Raw genomic sequence first — 13,312 nt, forward strand, 5'->3', positions numbered from 1 at the left:
TGCCTTGCCGGAAAGACAAGCCGGTCAGATATCCCGCCCCCTTTCGAGAAGGCGGTCGATCAACTGTCGCTGAAGTGGGACGCTGTCTCCGCCGCCGAACTGGGCTGCTCCGCCCGTATAAAGGGAGCCGTAGGTCTTAGCGACATTCACAGTCTGGCCGATACCGCTGATGACCTGATCGCGCTTAAGGGGCGAAAAGGGATGAATGAAGACCCCCCAGAGCCGCCCTTGCGCCACGGCATAGCGTGCGTCGAGGGCGGTATCGAAGTTTGCCTGCATCAGACGGCGCATCTCCTCGTCTGACAGGCCATCCGCAGAACGGATCGGAACCATCGCCCGCATCCGGTCTGCCTGCGGATCCGCGACGATCAGAACCGGTACGTCGTCAATTGTCAGCTCGATGCTGTTGCCCTGCGCCTGTGCCTCAGGATCCAAGGCGATCATGATCCGGGCCAAGCGCTCCATCGTCATCGGTGGCTCGGTGATGGAAAAGCCAGGACTGTCCTGCGCTGCCACAGTGGTTGCCATCAGGATCAGGGCAAAAAGGATGCGGATCATGACAGGGACTCCTTCCAGCGAGATCAGCCGAAGGCTAGGCCAGATAACCCCGACCTGCCAAAGCACGCTTCGGTGAACGTATAATCGTCACTGGGTGGAACGATTAGCTAAATCCCGCCGCGGGCAAGCCGCGTCTGGTCTTCACGCGTAGAGTCACAACCTATAAGAGATATAGTATGAACATTGGAGTATTCTATACCAGCGGTCAGTGAATCATACCCATAAGGGGTTTTTTGAAACCGCCTGCGATAAAGAAGATGCTTCTCAGATCAGCAGAACTAGCCGATGGGCACATCTGCTAACTACCTTAGGGCGAGTCCTAAAAGGCTGGATTTGATCCTGAGCAACTTAGCCCTAACCAGCAAGTGGAGTGGCATCTATGGCAACTTTCAATGAAACGATTGATACGACCGGATCCTACACTTTTGACTTTCCTGCAAATGGGGAAAACAACACCGTCAACATTACGGTTGACCTTCCCTCTGACATCAACGCACTGACATTCGCTGTCCGATCCGCTCAAAATATTCTGGTGGATGATGGTGAGATCGAGACTGTGGTTCTTAATCTTCCTCCGGGCTTCTCTCTTGACGTTAGGCAGGTTCAAACGTTTGGGAACGAGGAGCCGCCCCTTCAACGGATCAGCTATTTTGTCAGAAACGAGGACAATCTTATTATCGGCAACGGTGAGATTACGGCGAATAACATCGACATAAACACCGATTTCATTCCGTGCTTCACCCCTGGATCTCTGATCCTTTGTGCGGATGGGGTGCGTCGCCCTGTCGAAACCTTGAAGGCAGGTGATATCGTCGAAACCCTGGATAGCGGTCCCTGTGCCATCCGCGAAGTTGCCCGATCCACGATATCCAAGACGGCTCTGGACCGGTTTCCGAAATATGCGCCTATCTTCTTCGAAAAAGACGCCGTGGGAAATGACGCGGCATTCTCAGTCTCGCCGCAACACAGGCTTTTGTTGCGCGGAGCCGTCCCAGAGCTTCTTTTTGACGAAGCAGAGGTCCTTGTCCCGGCTCTTTTGCTCGTGAACGGAACGACGATCCAGCAGCACACACCGCTGGAGCCGGTCGAGTACATTCACCTTCTGCTTGAAACACATGAGATCGTCTGCGCCGACGGTATCTGGTCAGAAACACTGGTTCCGGGATGCCGCGCCATGATTTGCGCCGGTGGACTGACGCTTGTCGAGGATGTCATGGAGATCGAAGAGCTACCGTCGGCGCGTCCCTCTCTTAAAGGATGGGAAGGGCGCCTGATCGCCGCAGATTTTGCCGATCATCTGCCGGAGATGGCAGAGGCCTTCGAACATCGAGACCGGTCGGTCTGGATGTCAGCTTACGCAGATTAGAACAAGATTGGGGCGCCCCGAAGGACGCCCCAATCTTTTAGCTCAAAGCAAAGTCAGCTTACATCATGCCGCCCATGCCGCCCATGTCGGGCATACCACCACCGGCCGGTGCGCCTTCCTTGGCGGGCTTGTCGGCCACCATGGCTTCTGTCGTGATCAGCAGACCAGCGATCGAAGCCGCATCCTGCAAAGCGGTGCGGACAACCTTGGCCGGATCGATGACGCCGAACTTGAACATGTCGCCATATTCCTCGGTCTGCGCGTTGAAGCCGAAGGTCGCATCGCTCGACTCGCGGATCTTGCCCGCGACGACCGATCCGTCGACGCCGGAGTTCTCGGCGATCTGGCGCAGCGGAGCCTCGAGCGCCTTGCGCACGATGGTCACACCGACATTCTGGTCGCTGTTGGCGCCTTCAACACCGTCGAGCGTCTTGCCAGCCTGAACCAGAGCCACGCCGCCACCGACAACGATGCCTTCCTGAACCGCAGCGCGGGTCGCGTTCAGCGCGTCATCGACGCGGTCCTTGCGCTCTTTCACTTCGACCTCGGTCATGCCGCCAACGCGGATGACAGCGACACCGCCAGCGAGTTTTGCAACCCGCTCCTGCAACTTCTCGCGGTCGTAGTCCGAGGTGGTCTCTTCGATCTGCTGACGGATCTGCGTGACGCGGGCTTCGATCTCGGCCTTTTCGCCGTTGCCGTCGACGATGGTGGTCTCGTCCTTGGTGATCGAAACGCGCTTGGCCGAGCCGAGCATGTCGATGGTCACGTTCTCGAGCTTCATGCCGAGGTCTTCGCTGATGACCTGACCACCCGTGAGGATCGCGATGTCCTGCAGCATGGCCTTGCGGCGATCGCCGAAGCCTGGTGCCTTGACCGCAGAGATCTTCAGACCGCCGCGCAGCTTGTTGACGACGAGCGTGGCAAGAGCCTCACCTTCGACATCTTCGGCGATGATCAGAAGCGGCTTGCCCGACTGGATCACGCTCTCGAGCAGCGGCACCATCGGCTGAAGGCTCGACAGCTTCTTCTCATGCAGAAGGATCATGCAATCCTCCAGCTCGGCCGTCATCTTGTCAGCGTTGGTGACGAAGTAGGGGCTGAGGTAGCCGCGGTCGAACTGCATGCCTTCGACGACGTCGGTCTCGGTCTCGAGGCCTTTGTTCTCCTCGACGGTGATGACACCCTCGTTGCCGACCTTCTGCATCGCATCTGCGATTTGGCGACCGATTTCAGCTTCGCCATTCGCGGAGATGGTGCCGACCTGAGCGACTTCGGCGCTGTCGGACACGTCGCGTGCCGCTGCCTTGATCGCTTCGACGACTTTGGAGGTCGCAAGATCGATGCCGCGCTTGAGGTCCATCGGGTTCATGCCAGCGGCAACCGATTTCATGCCTTCCTTGACGATGGCCTGAGCCAGAACCGTCGCGGTCGTGGTGCCGTCACCGGCCTCGTCATTGGTGCGCTGGGCCACTTCCTTGACCATTTGCGCGCCCATGTTCTCGAACTTGTCCTCCAGCTCGATCTCCTTAGCGACGCTGACGCCGTCCTTGGTGATGCGAGGGGCGCCGAAGCTCTTGTCGAGGACAACGTTGCGGCCTTTGGGGCCTAGCGTAACCTTGACGGCATCGGCGAGGATGTTGACGCCTTTCAGCATCCGGTTGCGGGCGTCGGTGTCAAACTTGACGTCTTTTGCAGCCATATCAGGTGCTCCTTGAATTCGTATGGATCAGGAAAAGCGGATAGATCAGGACAGGATGCCCATGATGTCGCTTTCCTTCATGATCAGCAGCTCTTCGCCGTCGACGGTCACTTCCGTGCCGGACCATTTGCCGAAGAGGATGCGGTCGCCGGCTTTGACGTCCATCGAGATCCGATCTCCGTCCTCATCCTTGGCGCCTGCTCCGACGGAGACAACTTCGCCTTCCGCGGGCTTTTCCTTGGCGCTGTCGGGAATGATCAGCCCGCCCGAGGTTTTCTCTTCGCTTTCCGTACGGCGCACGAGCACCCGGTCGTGAAGCGGTGTAAATGCCATCTTTGTAGCTCCCTGGCTCAAAGTTTCAGTTCCCAGAAAACGGCCCGGCCCTGTCTTGGCACCGCGCCGTTAGCACTCGATTAGAAAGAGTGCCAATAGAGCGCTATCTAGAAATCGGCCCGCCGGGTGTCAACATCGGGATCAGGCATTTTTGACAGCTTTCAGCAAGGTCCGATTGCGGTTGAGGCATCGCGTCGCCCACCTTACGCTCACGGTCAAATTTAACGTCAGCATTGTTCTCGGAGACTAGGATGATCCGCACTCTTCTCACCGCTGCCACGGTCGTGGTCACTTTGGCCACGACCGCAGACGCTGCCTGCAGCGGTCCAGGCTTTACCGAAACGCTGCCTGCCGAGACGCGGGAGCGGATCGACACCGCCGCCGCTCAGACACCCTACGGAGAGGGGCGCCTTTGGCAGGCGACACGGGGCGACAAGACATTGACCATTGTTGGAACATTGCACTTGCCCGATCCGCGTCATGAGCCGCTTCTGGTCCAGATCGAAACCCGGATGGAAACGACCGACTTTCTTCTTCTCGAGGCCGATGCGGAAGAAGAACGACGGATGAGCGAAGCTTTCGTCACGAATCCTGAAATCATGACGATGCCCGGGCCCTCGCTCCCGGAACGTATGTCGGAGGAGGATTGGCAATATCTTTCAGAAGAAATGTCCAAGCGCGGCATCGCGCCGATGATGGGCTCACGGTTTCAGCCGTGGTTCTTGTCGCTAATGTTGTCGGTTGCTCCCTGCGCCATGCAGGATTTGATCGGCGGGGCGCCCGGTCTGGATAAAGAGATCGAAGCGCTTGCGACGGACGCGAATGTTCCGACCGCGTCGCTGGAGAGCTTCGATACCATCTTCACGCTTTTTGACACGATCCCGCTTGAGGAGCAGATCGACCAGCTTCTCGTGACGATCTATCCCGAGGATTTGGCTGCCAGCATGCATATCTCGATGCTGAACGATTATTTCGACGGATACGTCTCTCGCATTTGGGAAACCGCCGTCGTCGCGATCGAGCGTCTTCCTGGCCTGACGCCAGAGGAGAGGGAAGCCTCGCTTGCGATGGTCGAGCTTTTGCTGATCGAGCAGCGCAATCGCGCCTGGATTCCGGTCATCGAGGAGGCGGCGGTAGAGCACGACCACGTGATGATCGCAGCCGGTGCGCTTCACTTGCCAGGGGAGATCGGTGTCTTGTACCTGCTCGAGCAGAATGGCTGGACGCTCGAAAACCTCGCCCGGTAGAATAGGGCTATCGCACCCGGTCAGAATAGGCTTTCAGACCGGCCTTCCCTGCATCGGTCAGCGCATAGATGCCCCGTTCAACACGGATGAACCATCCGTAATGATCGTCCGACATGATCCGCGTCGCCTGCTCAACCCCCGTGATGCGCTTGATCTCGGCGCCGGAGCATGGGCCTTGAGCGGCCAGATGCGCCGCGCAGGTCAGGGCGTCGCGGCGATAGGCGGTTACGATCCCGGCGCGGGCGGATCCTCCCTCCAGAGGGTCACCCTGACGACGAGCAAAGGCGCGCAGAAGCCTGTCCCGGCGCAGCTTTGATTGGCGCGGCTGATATGGCCCTGGATCGGCCAGCACCGTTACGAAGCCATCTCGCGCCCGCACGGTGATGACGCCTAGTCCAAGGCGCCGTGCCATCGAGACATTCGCAGCCAGCGCCTTGCGCGTTCCTCCGGCAGGAACGGCGAGATAGACCGTCTCGGTAATTGCCTGCCGTGCGATCCCTTGATGAAAGAAGGCCAGCGAGAACCCCGTCTTGAGTTCCACGATGAGAGGCGGCTCGTCGCCGCGAAGGGCGACCACATCGGCAGCGCCGATCTCACCCTTTACCTCGTAGCCCTGCGCCTCGAGAAAGGCCTTGATCGGGCCGTAAAGCTCCACCTCTCGCAGCCCCCGTGACAAGCTGCACCTCCCTGCCTATACCGACGCCGAAAACGCCCTTCCAAGGACATCTCTCATGATCCAAGTTTTTGGCCACAAGGCCCCCGACACTGACAGCACCGGATCGCCTCTTATCTGGGCGTGGTATCTTTCCGAGATCAAGGGGCAGCCTGCCGAGGCACGTCTTTTGGGAGAGCCAAATACCGAAGCGGCCTTTGTCCTGGATCACTGGGATCTCGCCAAGCCGCAGATTATCGCCGATGTTGCTGAAGGGGACGACTGTGTGATCGTCGACACGAACAATCCTGCCGAACTGCCAGCTTCGATCAATGACGCGAACGTTCTGCAGATCATCGATCATCACAAACTGACCGGCGGTCTTCAGACGAAGACGCCGCTCGAGATGACGATACGTCCCCTCGCCTGCACCGCGACGCTGATGCATGATCTGATGGGCGAGAATGCCGCAAAGATGCCAAAGGAAATTAAGGGCGCAATGCTGTCCTGCATCCTCTCCGATACGCTCGAGTTCCGCTCGCCCACCACGACCGACGTGGACCGCAAGCTCGCCGAGGATCTGGCCGCCGATCTTGGGATTTCCATTCCAGATTACGCGGCTCAGATGTTCGCAGCGAAGTCCGATGTCTCTGCCTTCTCGGAGGCGGAACTCTTGCGGATGGACAGCAAGGAATACGAGGTCGGTGGCGTCAGCTTCCGCGTCTCTGTGCTTGAAACGACATCACCCGATCAGATCCTCTCCCGCAAGGATGCTCTCCTTGCTGCGATGCCGGAGGTCGCATCGGAGGACAAGGTGAACGAAGTTCTGCTGTTCGTCGTCGATATTCTCAAGGAAGAGGCGACGCTGCTGATCTCCTCGGATCTTTCAAGATCGGTGGCCGAAAAGAGCTTCGACGTTACTGTCGAGGGAGACACCGTCGTCCTACCCGGAGTTATGAGTCGCAAAAAGCAGATCATTCCGGCGTTGAAGGTTTAAGGCGACCCGCCCCCTGTTCCGGTTCCAAGTTTCGCCTGAAAGGCCTCTATGACCCAGATTATACAAAGCTTCTCGGAGATCTCCGGGCGCTACGATGCAGCCCTCGTCGATCTGTGGGGATGCATGCATGACGGTGTGAAAGCGCATCCGGAGGCCGCTGCGGCGATGCAGGAGTTTCGGGGGAAAGGCGGTACGGTTGTGTTGGTCACGAACGCTCCGCGGCCCTGGCGCAGCGTCGAGACGCAGATCGAGCGGCTGGGGATCCCGCGGGACAGCTGGGATGCAATCGCGACATCAGGAGACAGCGCCCGGACCGCGATGTTCAACGGCGCCGTCGGCAACAAGGTCTGGTTCATGGGCGAGGATCACGACATGGCTTTTTTCGAGCCGCCGGAGATCATCGAAGATCCCGCCCCGATCGAGCGGGTTGAGCTCGAAGAGGCTGACGGCATTGTGTGCTGCGGTCCGTTCGACCCCCTTGTTGATCCTGATGTGAACCGGCCTCAGTTTCTTTATGCGAAGCAGAAGGGGCTCAAGCTGCTATGCGCCAACCCCGATATCGTCGTTGATCGGGGTGATACTCGTGAATGGTGCGCCGGGGCGCTGGCAAAACTCTATACGGAGATGGGCGGAGAGAGCCTCTACTTCGGCAAGCCGCATCCGCCAATCTATGATCTGGCGCGCCGCAGGCTCTCTGCTTTGGGAAAGGATCTACCCACCGATGCCATCATCTGCATAGGAGATGGCATTCAGACAGACGTTTCTGGCGCCCGGAGTGAGGATTATGACGCCTTATTCATTTCCGGCGGCTTGGCAGCTGATCTGACGAAGACTGTCGATACGCCTGATGAGACTGCTCTGAGGTCATATCTCGAGAAGGAGAATCAGGCTCCGCAATTCACGATAGGTCATCTTCGCTGAGGACGGATCAGTAGAACTGACCTTCTTTTTCCTTGGATATTTCGCAGTCGCAGCGTAACTAAGTTTCAAACAGAAATCACAAAGAGTGGTTTTATTTCTTTGGAATGGATGAGATGCTCGACAACCTGCCGCGTGGCACGATCTGTATCGAGGATATTGAGATCGGAATGACGCGCCACCTGCGCAAGACCGTGACCGATCACGATATCGAACTCTTCGCCGAGATCTCGACCGACCATAATCCGGTCCACCTTGACGAAGACTACGCCCGCGACACGATCTTTGCGGGCCGCATCGCGCATGGAATGCTCACCGCCGGTCTGATCTCGGCCGTGATCGGCGAACAGCTTCCCGGACATGGCACCGTCTATCTCGGGCAATCGCTTAAGTTTCTGGGGCCGGTCCGCCCCGGAGATACCGTGACGGCGGAAGTCGAAGTGACCGCAATCGACCACTCTAAACGCCGCGTGACCATGGAGACGCGCTGTATGGTGGATGGTAAGAGAGTTCTGGCGGGCGAAGCTGTCGTCCTTGCCCCGTCGCGCAAGTTCGACTGATCTTGCGGCCCATCGGCAGGGGCGCTACGCCACCTCCATGCGGATCGTGCGCGACATTCATTCCATTGCTTCAAAGGATCGAGGCGCCGCGGCCGCGATTGGAAATTTCGACGGAGTCCATCTGGGGCATCAGGCGGTCATTGACCATGCTCGCAAGGCTGCGCAGGCAGGGGGTGCACCGCTTGGTGTGATGACGTTCGAGCCGCATCCAAGAACATATTTTGCGACTGATCTCCCACCCTTTCGCCTGATGAATGCCCGTGCAAGAGCGCACCGCCTGGAAAAGCTTGGCGTCGATATCTTGTACGAGCTTCCCTTTGGCGCGGCTCTTGCAAGTCTCGATGCGGAGGCGTTTGCTCAAACGATCATCGTCGAGAGGCTTGGCCTCAGCCATGTCGTCGTGGGGGCTGATTTTCGGTTCGGTAAAGGCCGCTCCGGGGATGCAGAGGCGCTGAGAACGCTGGGAAAGACGCTCGGCTTCGAGACCACGATTGCCGAGATGGTAGAAACCCCCGTCGGAGAGGTCTCTTCCACGGGTATCCGCAATGCGTTGTCCGAGGGGCGGCCTGATGATGCCGCGGCCATGCTCGGGCATTGGCACCGGATCGAAGGCGTTGTCATTCATGGCGAAAAACGCGGGCGCGAGCTTGGCTATCCAACGGCCAATATCGCGCTTGAGGATCTGCACCTCCCGGCTTTCGGGGTCTATGCGACCCTTGTCGATCTGCTCACGGGGCCCCATGCGGGATCCTATAAAGGCGCCACGTCGATCGGGATCCGCCCGATGTTTGGAGAAAACATCCCGAACTGCGAGACGTTCCTTCTCGATTTCGAGGGCGATCTTTACGACGCCGAAATCTCGGTCGCGCTCGTCGAGTTTCTGCGACCGGAGGCAAAATTCGAAGGGCTCGACGCTCTGATCCGGCAGATGGATCAGGATATTCAAGACGTGCGAAAGACGCTTCGCGATGTCTGATCATTCCGCCGCGCGGGGTCTGCGAGATCGCTATTGGGAGAGGATCCCACTAACCGAGATGACCTCGCATGAATGGGAGGCGCTGTGCGACGGCTGCGGGAAATGCTGCTTGAACAAGCTCGAAGACGAAGAGACAGGGAAGGTCGATCTGACCCGTATTGCCTGCCGGTTGTTTGACGACCGCACATGCCGCTGCAAGCACTATGCGACCCGAAAGCAATACGTGCCGGAATGTATCCAGCTGACGGCGGCGACTATTTCCGATCATCTATACTGGCTTCCGCAGACTTGCGCCTATCGGCTGATCCACGAAGGCCGCGACCTTTACGACTGGCATCCGCTACTGTCCGGCGCGCCGGAAACCGTTCACCGGGCGGGTGTATCCATCCAAGGCCGGACCGTTTCGGAGGAGGCCGTGCCTGAGGATCTGTGGGATGATTACCTGATTGAGGAGCCTTTGTGATGCAATTCACGTCGGACAATGCGGGCCGGGTCCATCCCAAGGTGATGGAGGCGCTGCTCCGCGCTAATGAGGGCTACGCATCCCCATACGGCACCGATGAGATCATGATCCGCGTGACCGCGAAGATCCGAGAGATTTTCGAGGCCCCGCAAGCGGCCGTCTATCTCGTCCCTCTCGGAACCGCCGCAAATTCGCTGATCCTCGCGACGTTTGCCCAGCCTTGGGACACGATTTTTTGCCATCAGACGGCGCATATTCAGGAAGACGAATGCAATGCGCCTGAGTTCTATACCGGCGGCGCGAAACTGACGCTGGTCGAGGGTGCAAACGGAAAGATGGATGCCGAGGCTTTGAAGGACGCCATCGGTGCAGAAGAGTCGCGCGGCGTTCATGGACCGCAAAGGGGTCCGATCTCGATCACGCAGGCGACCGAGAAGGGGACTGTCCATTCACTGGAAGAGCTTCAGGCGCTTTGTGATGTCGCAAAACATTTCGGGGTCCGGGCGCATATGGACGGTGCGCGCTTCAGCAATGCATTGGTCCATCTGGGCTGTAGCCCGGCCGAGATGACGTGGAAAGCCGGTATCGATGCGGTCAGCTTTGGTGGGACCAAGAATGGGTTGATGGGGGTCGAGGCTGTTATCTTCTTCGATCCAAGCTCTGCCTGGGAGTTCGAGCTGAGGCGAAAGCGAGCTGCGCAGTTGATCTCGAAGCATCGTTACCTCTCAGCGCAGATGGAGACCTATCTGGCGGATGATCTATGGCTTGAGCTGGCCCGATCCTCTAATCTTGCGGCCAGCACATTGGCCAGAGGGCTGGAGCAAAGCCCTATGGCGCGGCTTCATAACCCGCCGCAGTCAAACATGCTCTTCGCCGATCTGCCGCGCAAAGCGCATCAGCATCTACATGAGAAGGGCGCGAGCTATTATCTGTGGGGCGGCAGCTTGGAAGGAGGCGATCCAGACGAGCCTTTGACCGCCCGCTTCGTCACGGATTGGGCTGCGAGTGACGAGAATACCCAAGCATTTCTGGCCCATCTTCGAGACGTCTGATTCTCTTCAAGCAAGAAGAGGGCGCAGACGTGCTGCGAGCTGCCGGGTATGACTGACCGGCAGCATGTGGCCCGCGCCTTTAATCGTCAGACGATCCGCCCGAGGCAGGCGGCGGGCAAGCTCGGCATGGATAGCTGGGATGACCGCTGGCGAACGCTCTCCCTCAATCAACGTGACGGGAATTGCGAGCGCCTCCAGACGGCCATCCGCAAGAAGGCCCGCACGATCTTCCTCGATCGCAGGTGCCCCTGCCGGGATCAGGTGGATACGATCGGCAAAGTACTTCTTTTGCGCATCTGGTAACGAGTTCCAAGGCGCTCCGCCGCCCCAGATCTCAGTAAATTCGCGCGCGGCGGCTGCTTGGTTCCCGTTCTCGATGGCTTCGAGAAATGGCTGGAAGGCCTGCCGATGGGCCTCATAGGCAGGATCACCCGCCTCTCGGGCGGCAGCGAAGAAAACCGGCTCGATGAGGATCAAAGACTGCACCCTCTCAGGCCAGTCAAGTGCAAGCCGCAGGGCCACGGTTGCGCCAAACGAGTGGCCGACGATATCGACCGGCTCTGACGGCAAACACGACAAGGCCAGATCGACGGCCTGATCGTGGTAGTCCATGTCCTGATCCCAATCCGGCGCTTGACCGTGCCCTGGAAGCTCGACAAGAACCGGCGCGGGATGCTGCAGGGCTTCGATGAGCGGCTTCCAGATCCCGCCGGATGCGAGCGAACAATGGATGTAGGCTGTCATGCCTTTCAGGGACGCTAGAGTTTTCCGGCCAGCGATGCGTCTAGATCGTCAAGTCGGTCCTGCCCCCAGAACCGCTGATCGTCGTTGGTGATGTAGAACGGCGCGCCGAACGCTCCGCGCGAGACTGCTTCTTCGAGATTGGCAGCGTAGGTCTCCGCGCCACTCAGAAGACCGCTATCAGCTAATGCAGGGGAAAAGCCAGCCTCTTCAAGGCACCCCTTTACGACATCGTCCTGCGCGATGTCGCGCTCTTGCGCCCAGCAGGCGCCGCAGATGCTGTGGACCAACTTGCCTAGATCGCCGCCTCCGGCCTCTTGGGCCGCAATGATCGCATAGGACGAGGGCGCCGGGTTGGTCGGCCAGTGGGCGGGCTGAAGATTGAGCGGAAGGCCGGTTTTCTTCGATGCGCGGGAGAGTTCCTGCAACCGGTATGCTTTCCGGCTGTCATGGCGGTCCTTGGGCGGCGTGCCTCCGGTCCGGCCAAAGAGCGCGATGATATCGAGGGGCTTGTAGGTGATCGTTGCACCATGCTTGGCCGCAATCTCCTCCAGCCGGGTGCCGGCTAGGTAGGTGTACGGCGACACCGTTGCGAAAAAGTAGTCGATATGAGCCATGCCTCTCCCCTTAAAAACTTGCGCCACGGTACGCCCGTGTTAATCCGTGTCAACGTCACGAATCCGTCACGTAAGCCTTGGCGGAGAGCGCTGGAGAGCCGATGCCATCCCTGATTGAACCCAAGCTCATTTCCGGAAATGCCAACCGAAATCTTGCCAATGCCGTCGCGCGTCGAATGTCGATGCATCGCGGGATCAACGTAGGCCTCGTCGATGCGCGGGTCGAGCGGTTCAACGATCAAGAAATTTTCGTCGAGGTGTTCGAGAACGTGCGCGGCGAGGACATGTTTATTATCCAGCCGACCTCGAACCCGGCCAATGATAATCTGATGGAGCTGCTCATTATGGCCGATGCCTTGCGTCGGTCGTCAGCTGCGAGGATCACGGCGGTGATCCCTTATTTCGGCTACGCGCGTCAGGATCGCCGGACCAAGGCTCGAACCCCGATCACGGCCAAGCTGGTGGCAAATATGATTGCCGAGTCCGGGATCGAGCGGGTTCTGACAATGGATCTGCATGCCGCGCAGATCCAGGGCTTCTTCGACCTGCCCGTTGATAACCTTTACGCCTCTCCGATCTTCGCGCTTGATATCATGCATCATTTTCAGGACATGAGCGACGTCATGGTCGTCTCTCCGGATGTCGGTGGTGTGGCGCGGGCCAGGGAGCTGGCGCAGCGGATCGGCGCGCCTTTGTCCATCGTCGATAAACGGCGCGAAAAGGCAGGCGAAGTCGCGGGGATGACCATCATCGGGGATGTCACAGGTAAGCGCTGCATTATCGTGGATGACATCTGCGACACGGCTGGCACGCTTTGTAAGGCGGCCGAGGTCCTGATCGAGAACGGAGCGACCGAAGTTCATTCCTATATCACACACGGCGTCCTGTCCGGGCCTGCGGTGGATCGGATCAAGAAGTCAGTCATGAAATCCCTGGTTGTAACGGATTCGATCGAGGCGACCCCGGAGACAGAGGCCGCCGAGAATATCCGTATCGTACCAACCGCGCCGATGTTTGCTCAGGCCATCTTGAATATCTGGAACGGAACGAGTGTCTCGTCCCTGTTCGAGACGCAGACGCTGGGGCCCATCTACGAAGGCCTTTATAACGCCGCCTGAGACGGCAGAGAG

General features: G+C 58.8%; 15 protein-coding genes. 9 read left to right on the plus strand and 6 right to left on the minus strand.

All coding sequences use genetic code 11. From position 1 onward, the window contains the following. Window positions 1-24 precede the first annotated feature (24 nt). Window positions 25-558, minus strand: a complete 534-nt coding sequence (locus AAD018_RS16680; RefSeq protein WP_367315710.1) for a polysaccharide deacetylase family protein — start codon at window positions 556-558, stop codon at window positions 25-27. A gap of 379 nt (window positions 559-937) precedes the next feature. On the opposite strand from AAD018_RS16680, the gene AAD018_RS16685 reads away from it, so the two are divergent. Next, window positions 938-1,924: a Hint domain-containing protein gene (locus AAD018_RS16685; protein ID WP_367315709.1), complete on the plus strand. Its 987-nt coding sequence runs from the start codon at window positions 938-940 to the stop codon at window positions 1,922-1,924. 58 nt (window positions 1,925-1,982) lie between these two features. Here AAD018_RS16685 and groL read toward each other — a convergent pair whose 3' ends face one another. Beyond that, window positions 1,983-3,626, minus strand: a complete 1,644-nt coding sequence (groL, locus tag AAD018_RS16690) for a chaperonin GroEL (RefSeq protein WP_367315708.1) — start codon at window positions 3,624-3,626, stop codon at window positions 1,983-1,985. A gap of 45 nt (window positions 3,627-3,671) precedes the next feature. Further along, the gene (locus tag AAD018_RS16695; protein ID WP_367315707.1) at window positions 3,672-3,959 is read right to left on the minus strand and encodes a co-chaperone GroES; all 288 of its coding nucleotides are present in this window, start codon (window positions 3,957-3,959) and stop codon (window positions 3,672-3,674) included. A 251-nt stretch (window positions 3,960-4,210) separates the two neighbouring features. Here AAD018_RS16695 and AAD018_RS16700 point away from each other — a divergent pair, with 251 nt between their 5' ends. Beyond that, window positions 4,211-5,206, plus strand: a complete 996-nt coding sequence (locus AAD018_RS16700; protein ID WP_367315706.1) for a TraB/GumN family protein — start codon at window positions 4,211-4,213, stop codon at window positions 5,204-5,206. Between the two features lie 7 nt (window positions 5,207-5,213). On the opposite strand, the gene AAD018_RS16705 is transcribed toward AAD018_RS16700, so the two are convergent. Then, window positions 5,214-5,882, minus strand: coding sequence for a DUF2161 domain-containing phosphodiesterase (locus tag AAD018_RS16705; protein WP_367315705.1), 669 nt, complete (start codon window positions 5,880-5,882; stop codon window positions 5,214-5,216). Window positions 5,883-5,937: 55 nt separating this feature from the next. On the opposite strand from AAD018_RS16705, the gene AAD018_RS16710 reads away from it, so the two are divergent. From AAD018_RS16710 to AAD018_RS16735, 6 genes are all read left to right on the plus strand, one after another. Then, window positions 5,938-6,855, plus strand: a complete 918-nt coding sequence (locus AAD018_RS16710) for a manganese-dependent inorganic pyrophosphatase (protein WP_367315704.1) — start codon at window positions 5,938-5,940, stop codon at window positions 6,853-6,855. A 48-nt stretch (window positions 6,856-6,903) separates the two neighbouring features. Continuing rightward, window positions 6,904-7,776 carry a TIGR01459 family HAD-type hydrolase gene (locus tag AAD018_RS16715; protein ID WP_367315703.1) on the plus strand — a complete coding sequence of 291 codons (873 nt, stop codon included), beginning with the start codon at window positions 6,904-6,906 and terminating at the stop codon, window positions 7,774-7,776. A 113-nt stretch (window positions 7,777-7,889) separates the two neighbouring features. Next, window positions 7,890-8,333, plus strand: a complete 444-nt coding sequence (locus tag AAD018_RS16720) for a MaoC family dehydratase (RefSeq protein ID WP_367315702.1) — start codon at window positions 7,890-7,892, stop codon at window positions 8,331-8,333. A 37-nt stretch (window positions 8,334-8,370) separates the two neighbouring features. Next, complete coding sequence (locus AAD018_RS16725) at window positions 8,371-9,309, plus strand: bifunctional riboflavin kinase/FAD synthetase (RefSeq protein WP_367315892.1); 939 nt, start codon at window positions 8,371-8,373, stop codon at window positions 9,307-9,309. Beyond that, window positions 9,302-9,772, plus strand: coding sequence for a YcgN family cysteine cluster protein (locus tag AAD018_RS16730; RefSeq protein ID WP_367315701.1), 471 nt, complete (start codon window positions 9,302-9,304; stop codon window positions 9,770-9,772). Before AAD018_RS16725 ends, AAD018_RS16730 begins: the two co-directional genes overlap by 8 nt. Further along, window positions 9,772-10,824, plus strand: coding sequence for a threonine aldolase family protein (locus AAD018_RS16735; protein ID WP_367315700.1), 1,053 nt, complete (start codon window positions 9,772-9,774; stop codon window positions 10,822-10,824). Before AAD018_RS16730 ends, AAD018_RS16735 begins: the two co-directional genes overlap by 1 nt. Before the next feature lie 6 nt (window positions 10,825-10,830). Here AAD018_RS16735 and AAD018_RS16740 read toward each other — a convergent pair whose 3' ends face one another. Continuing rightward, window positions 10,831-11,568, minus strand: a complete 738-nt coding sequence (locus AAD018_RS16740; protein ID WP_367315699.1) for an alpha/beta fold hydrolase — start codon at window positions 11,566-11,568, stop codon at window positions 10,831-10,833. Between the two features lie 14 nt (window positions 11,569-11,582). Continuing rightward, entirely contained in the window at window positions 11,583-12,182 is a 600-nt protein-coding gene (locus AAD018_RS16745; protein WP_367315698.1) for a 2-hydroxychromene-2-carboxylate isomerase, read from the minus strand. A 101-nt stretch (window positions 12,183-12,283) separates the two neighbouring features. On the opposite strand from AAD018_RS16745, the gene AAD018_RS16750 reads away from it, so the two are divergent. Next, window positions 12,284-13,300, plus strand: a complete 1,017-nt coding sequence (locus AAD018_RS16750) for a ribose-phosphate pyrophosphokinase (RefSeq protein WP_367315696.1) — start codon at window positions 12,284-12,286, stop codon at window positions 13,298-13,300. Window positions 13,301-13,312 lie beyond the last annotated feature (12 nt).

Origin of the sequence: Aestuariibius insulae (genome assembly GCF_040783535.2) — a bacterium.
In the GTDB taxonomy this organism is placed as follows: Bacteria; Pseudomonadota; Alphaproteobacteria; order Rhodobacterales; family Rhodobacteraceae; genus Aestuariibius; species Aestuariibius insulae.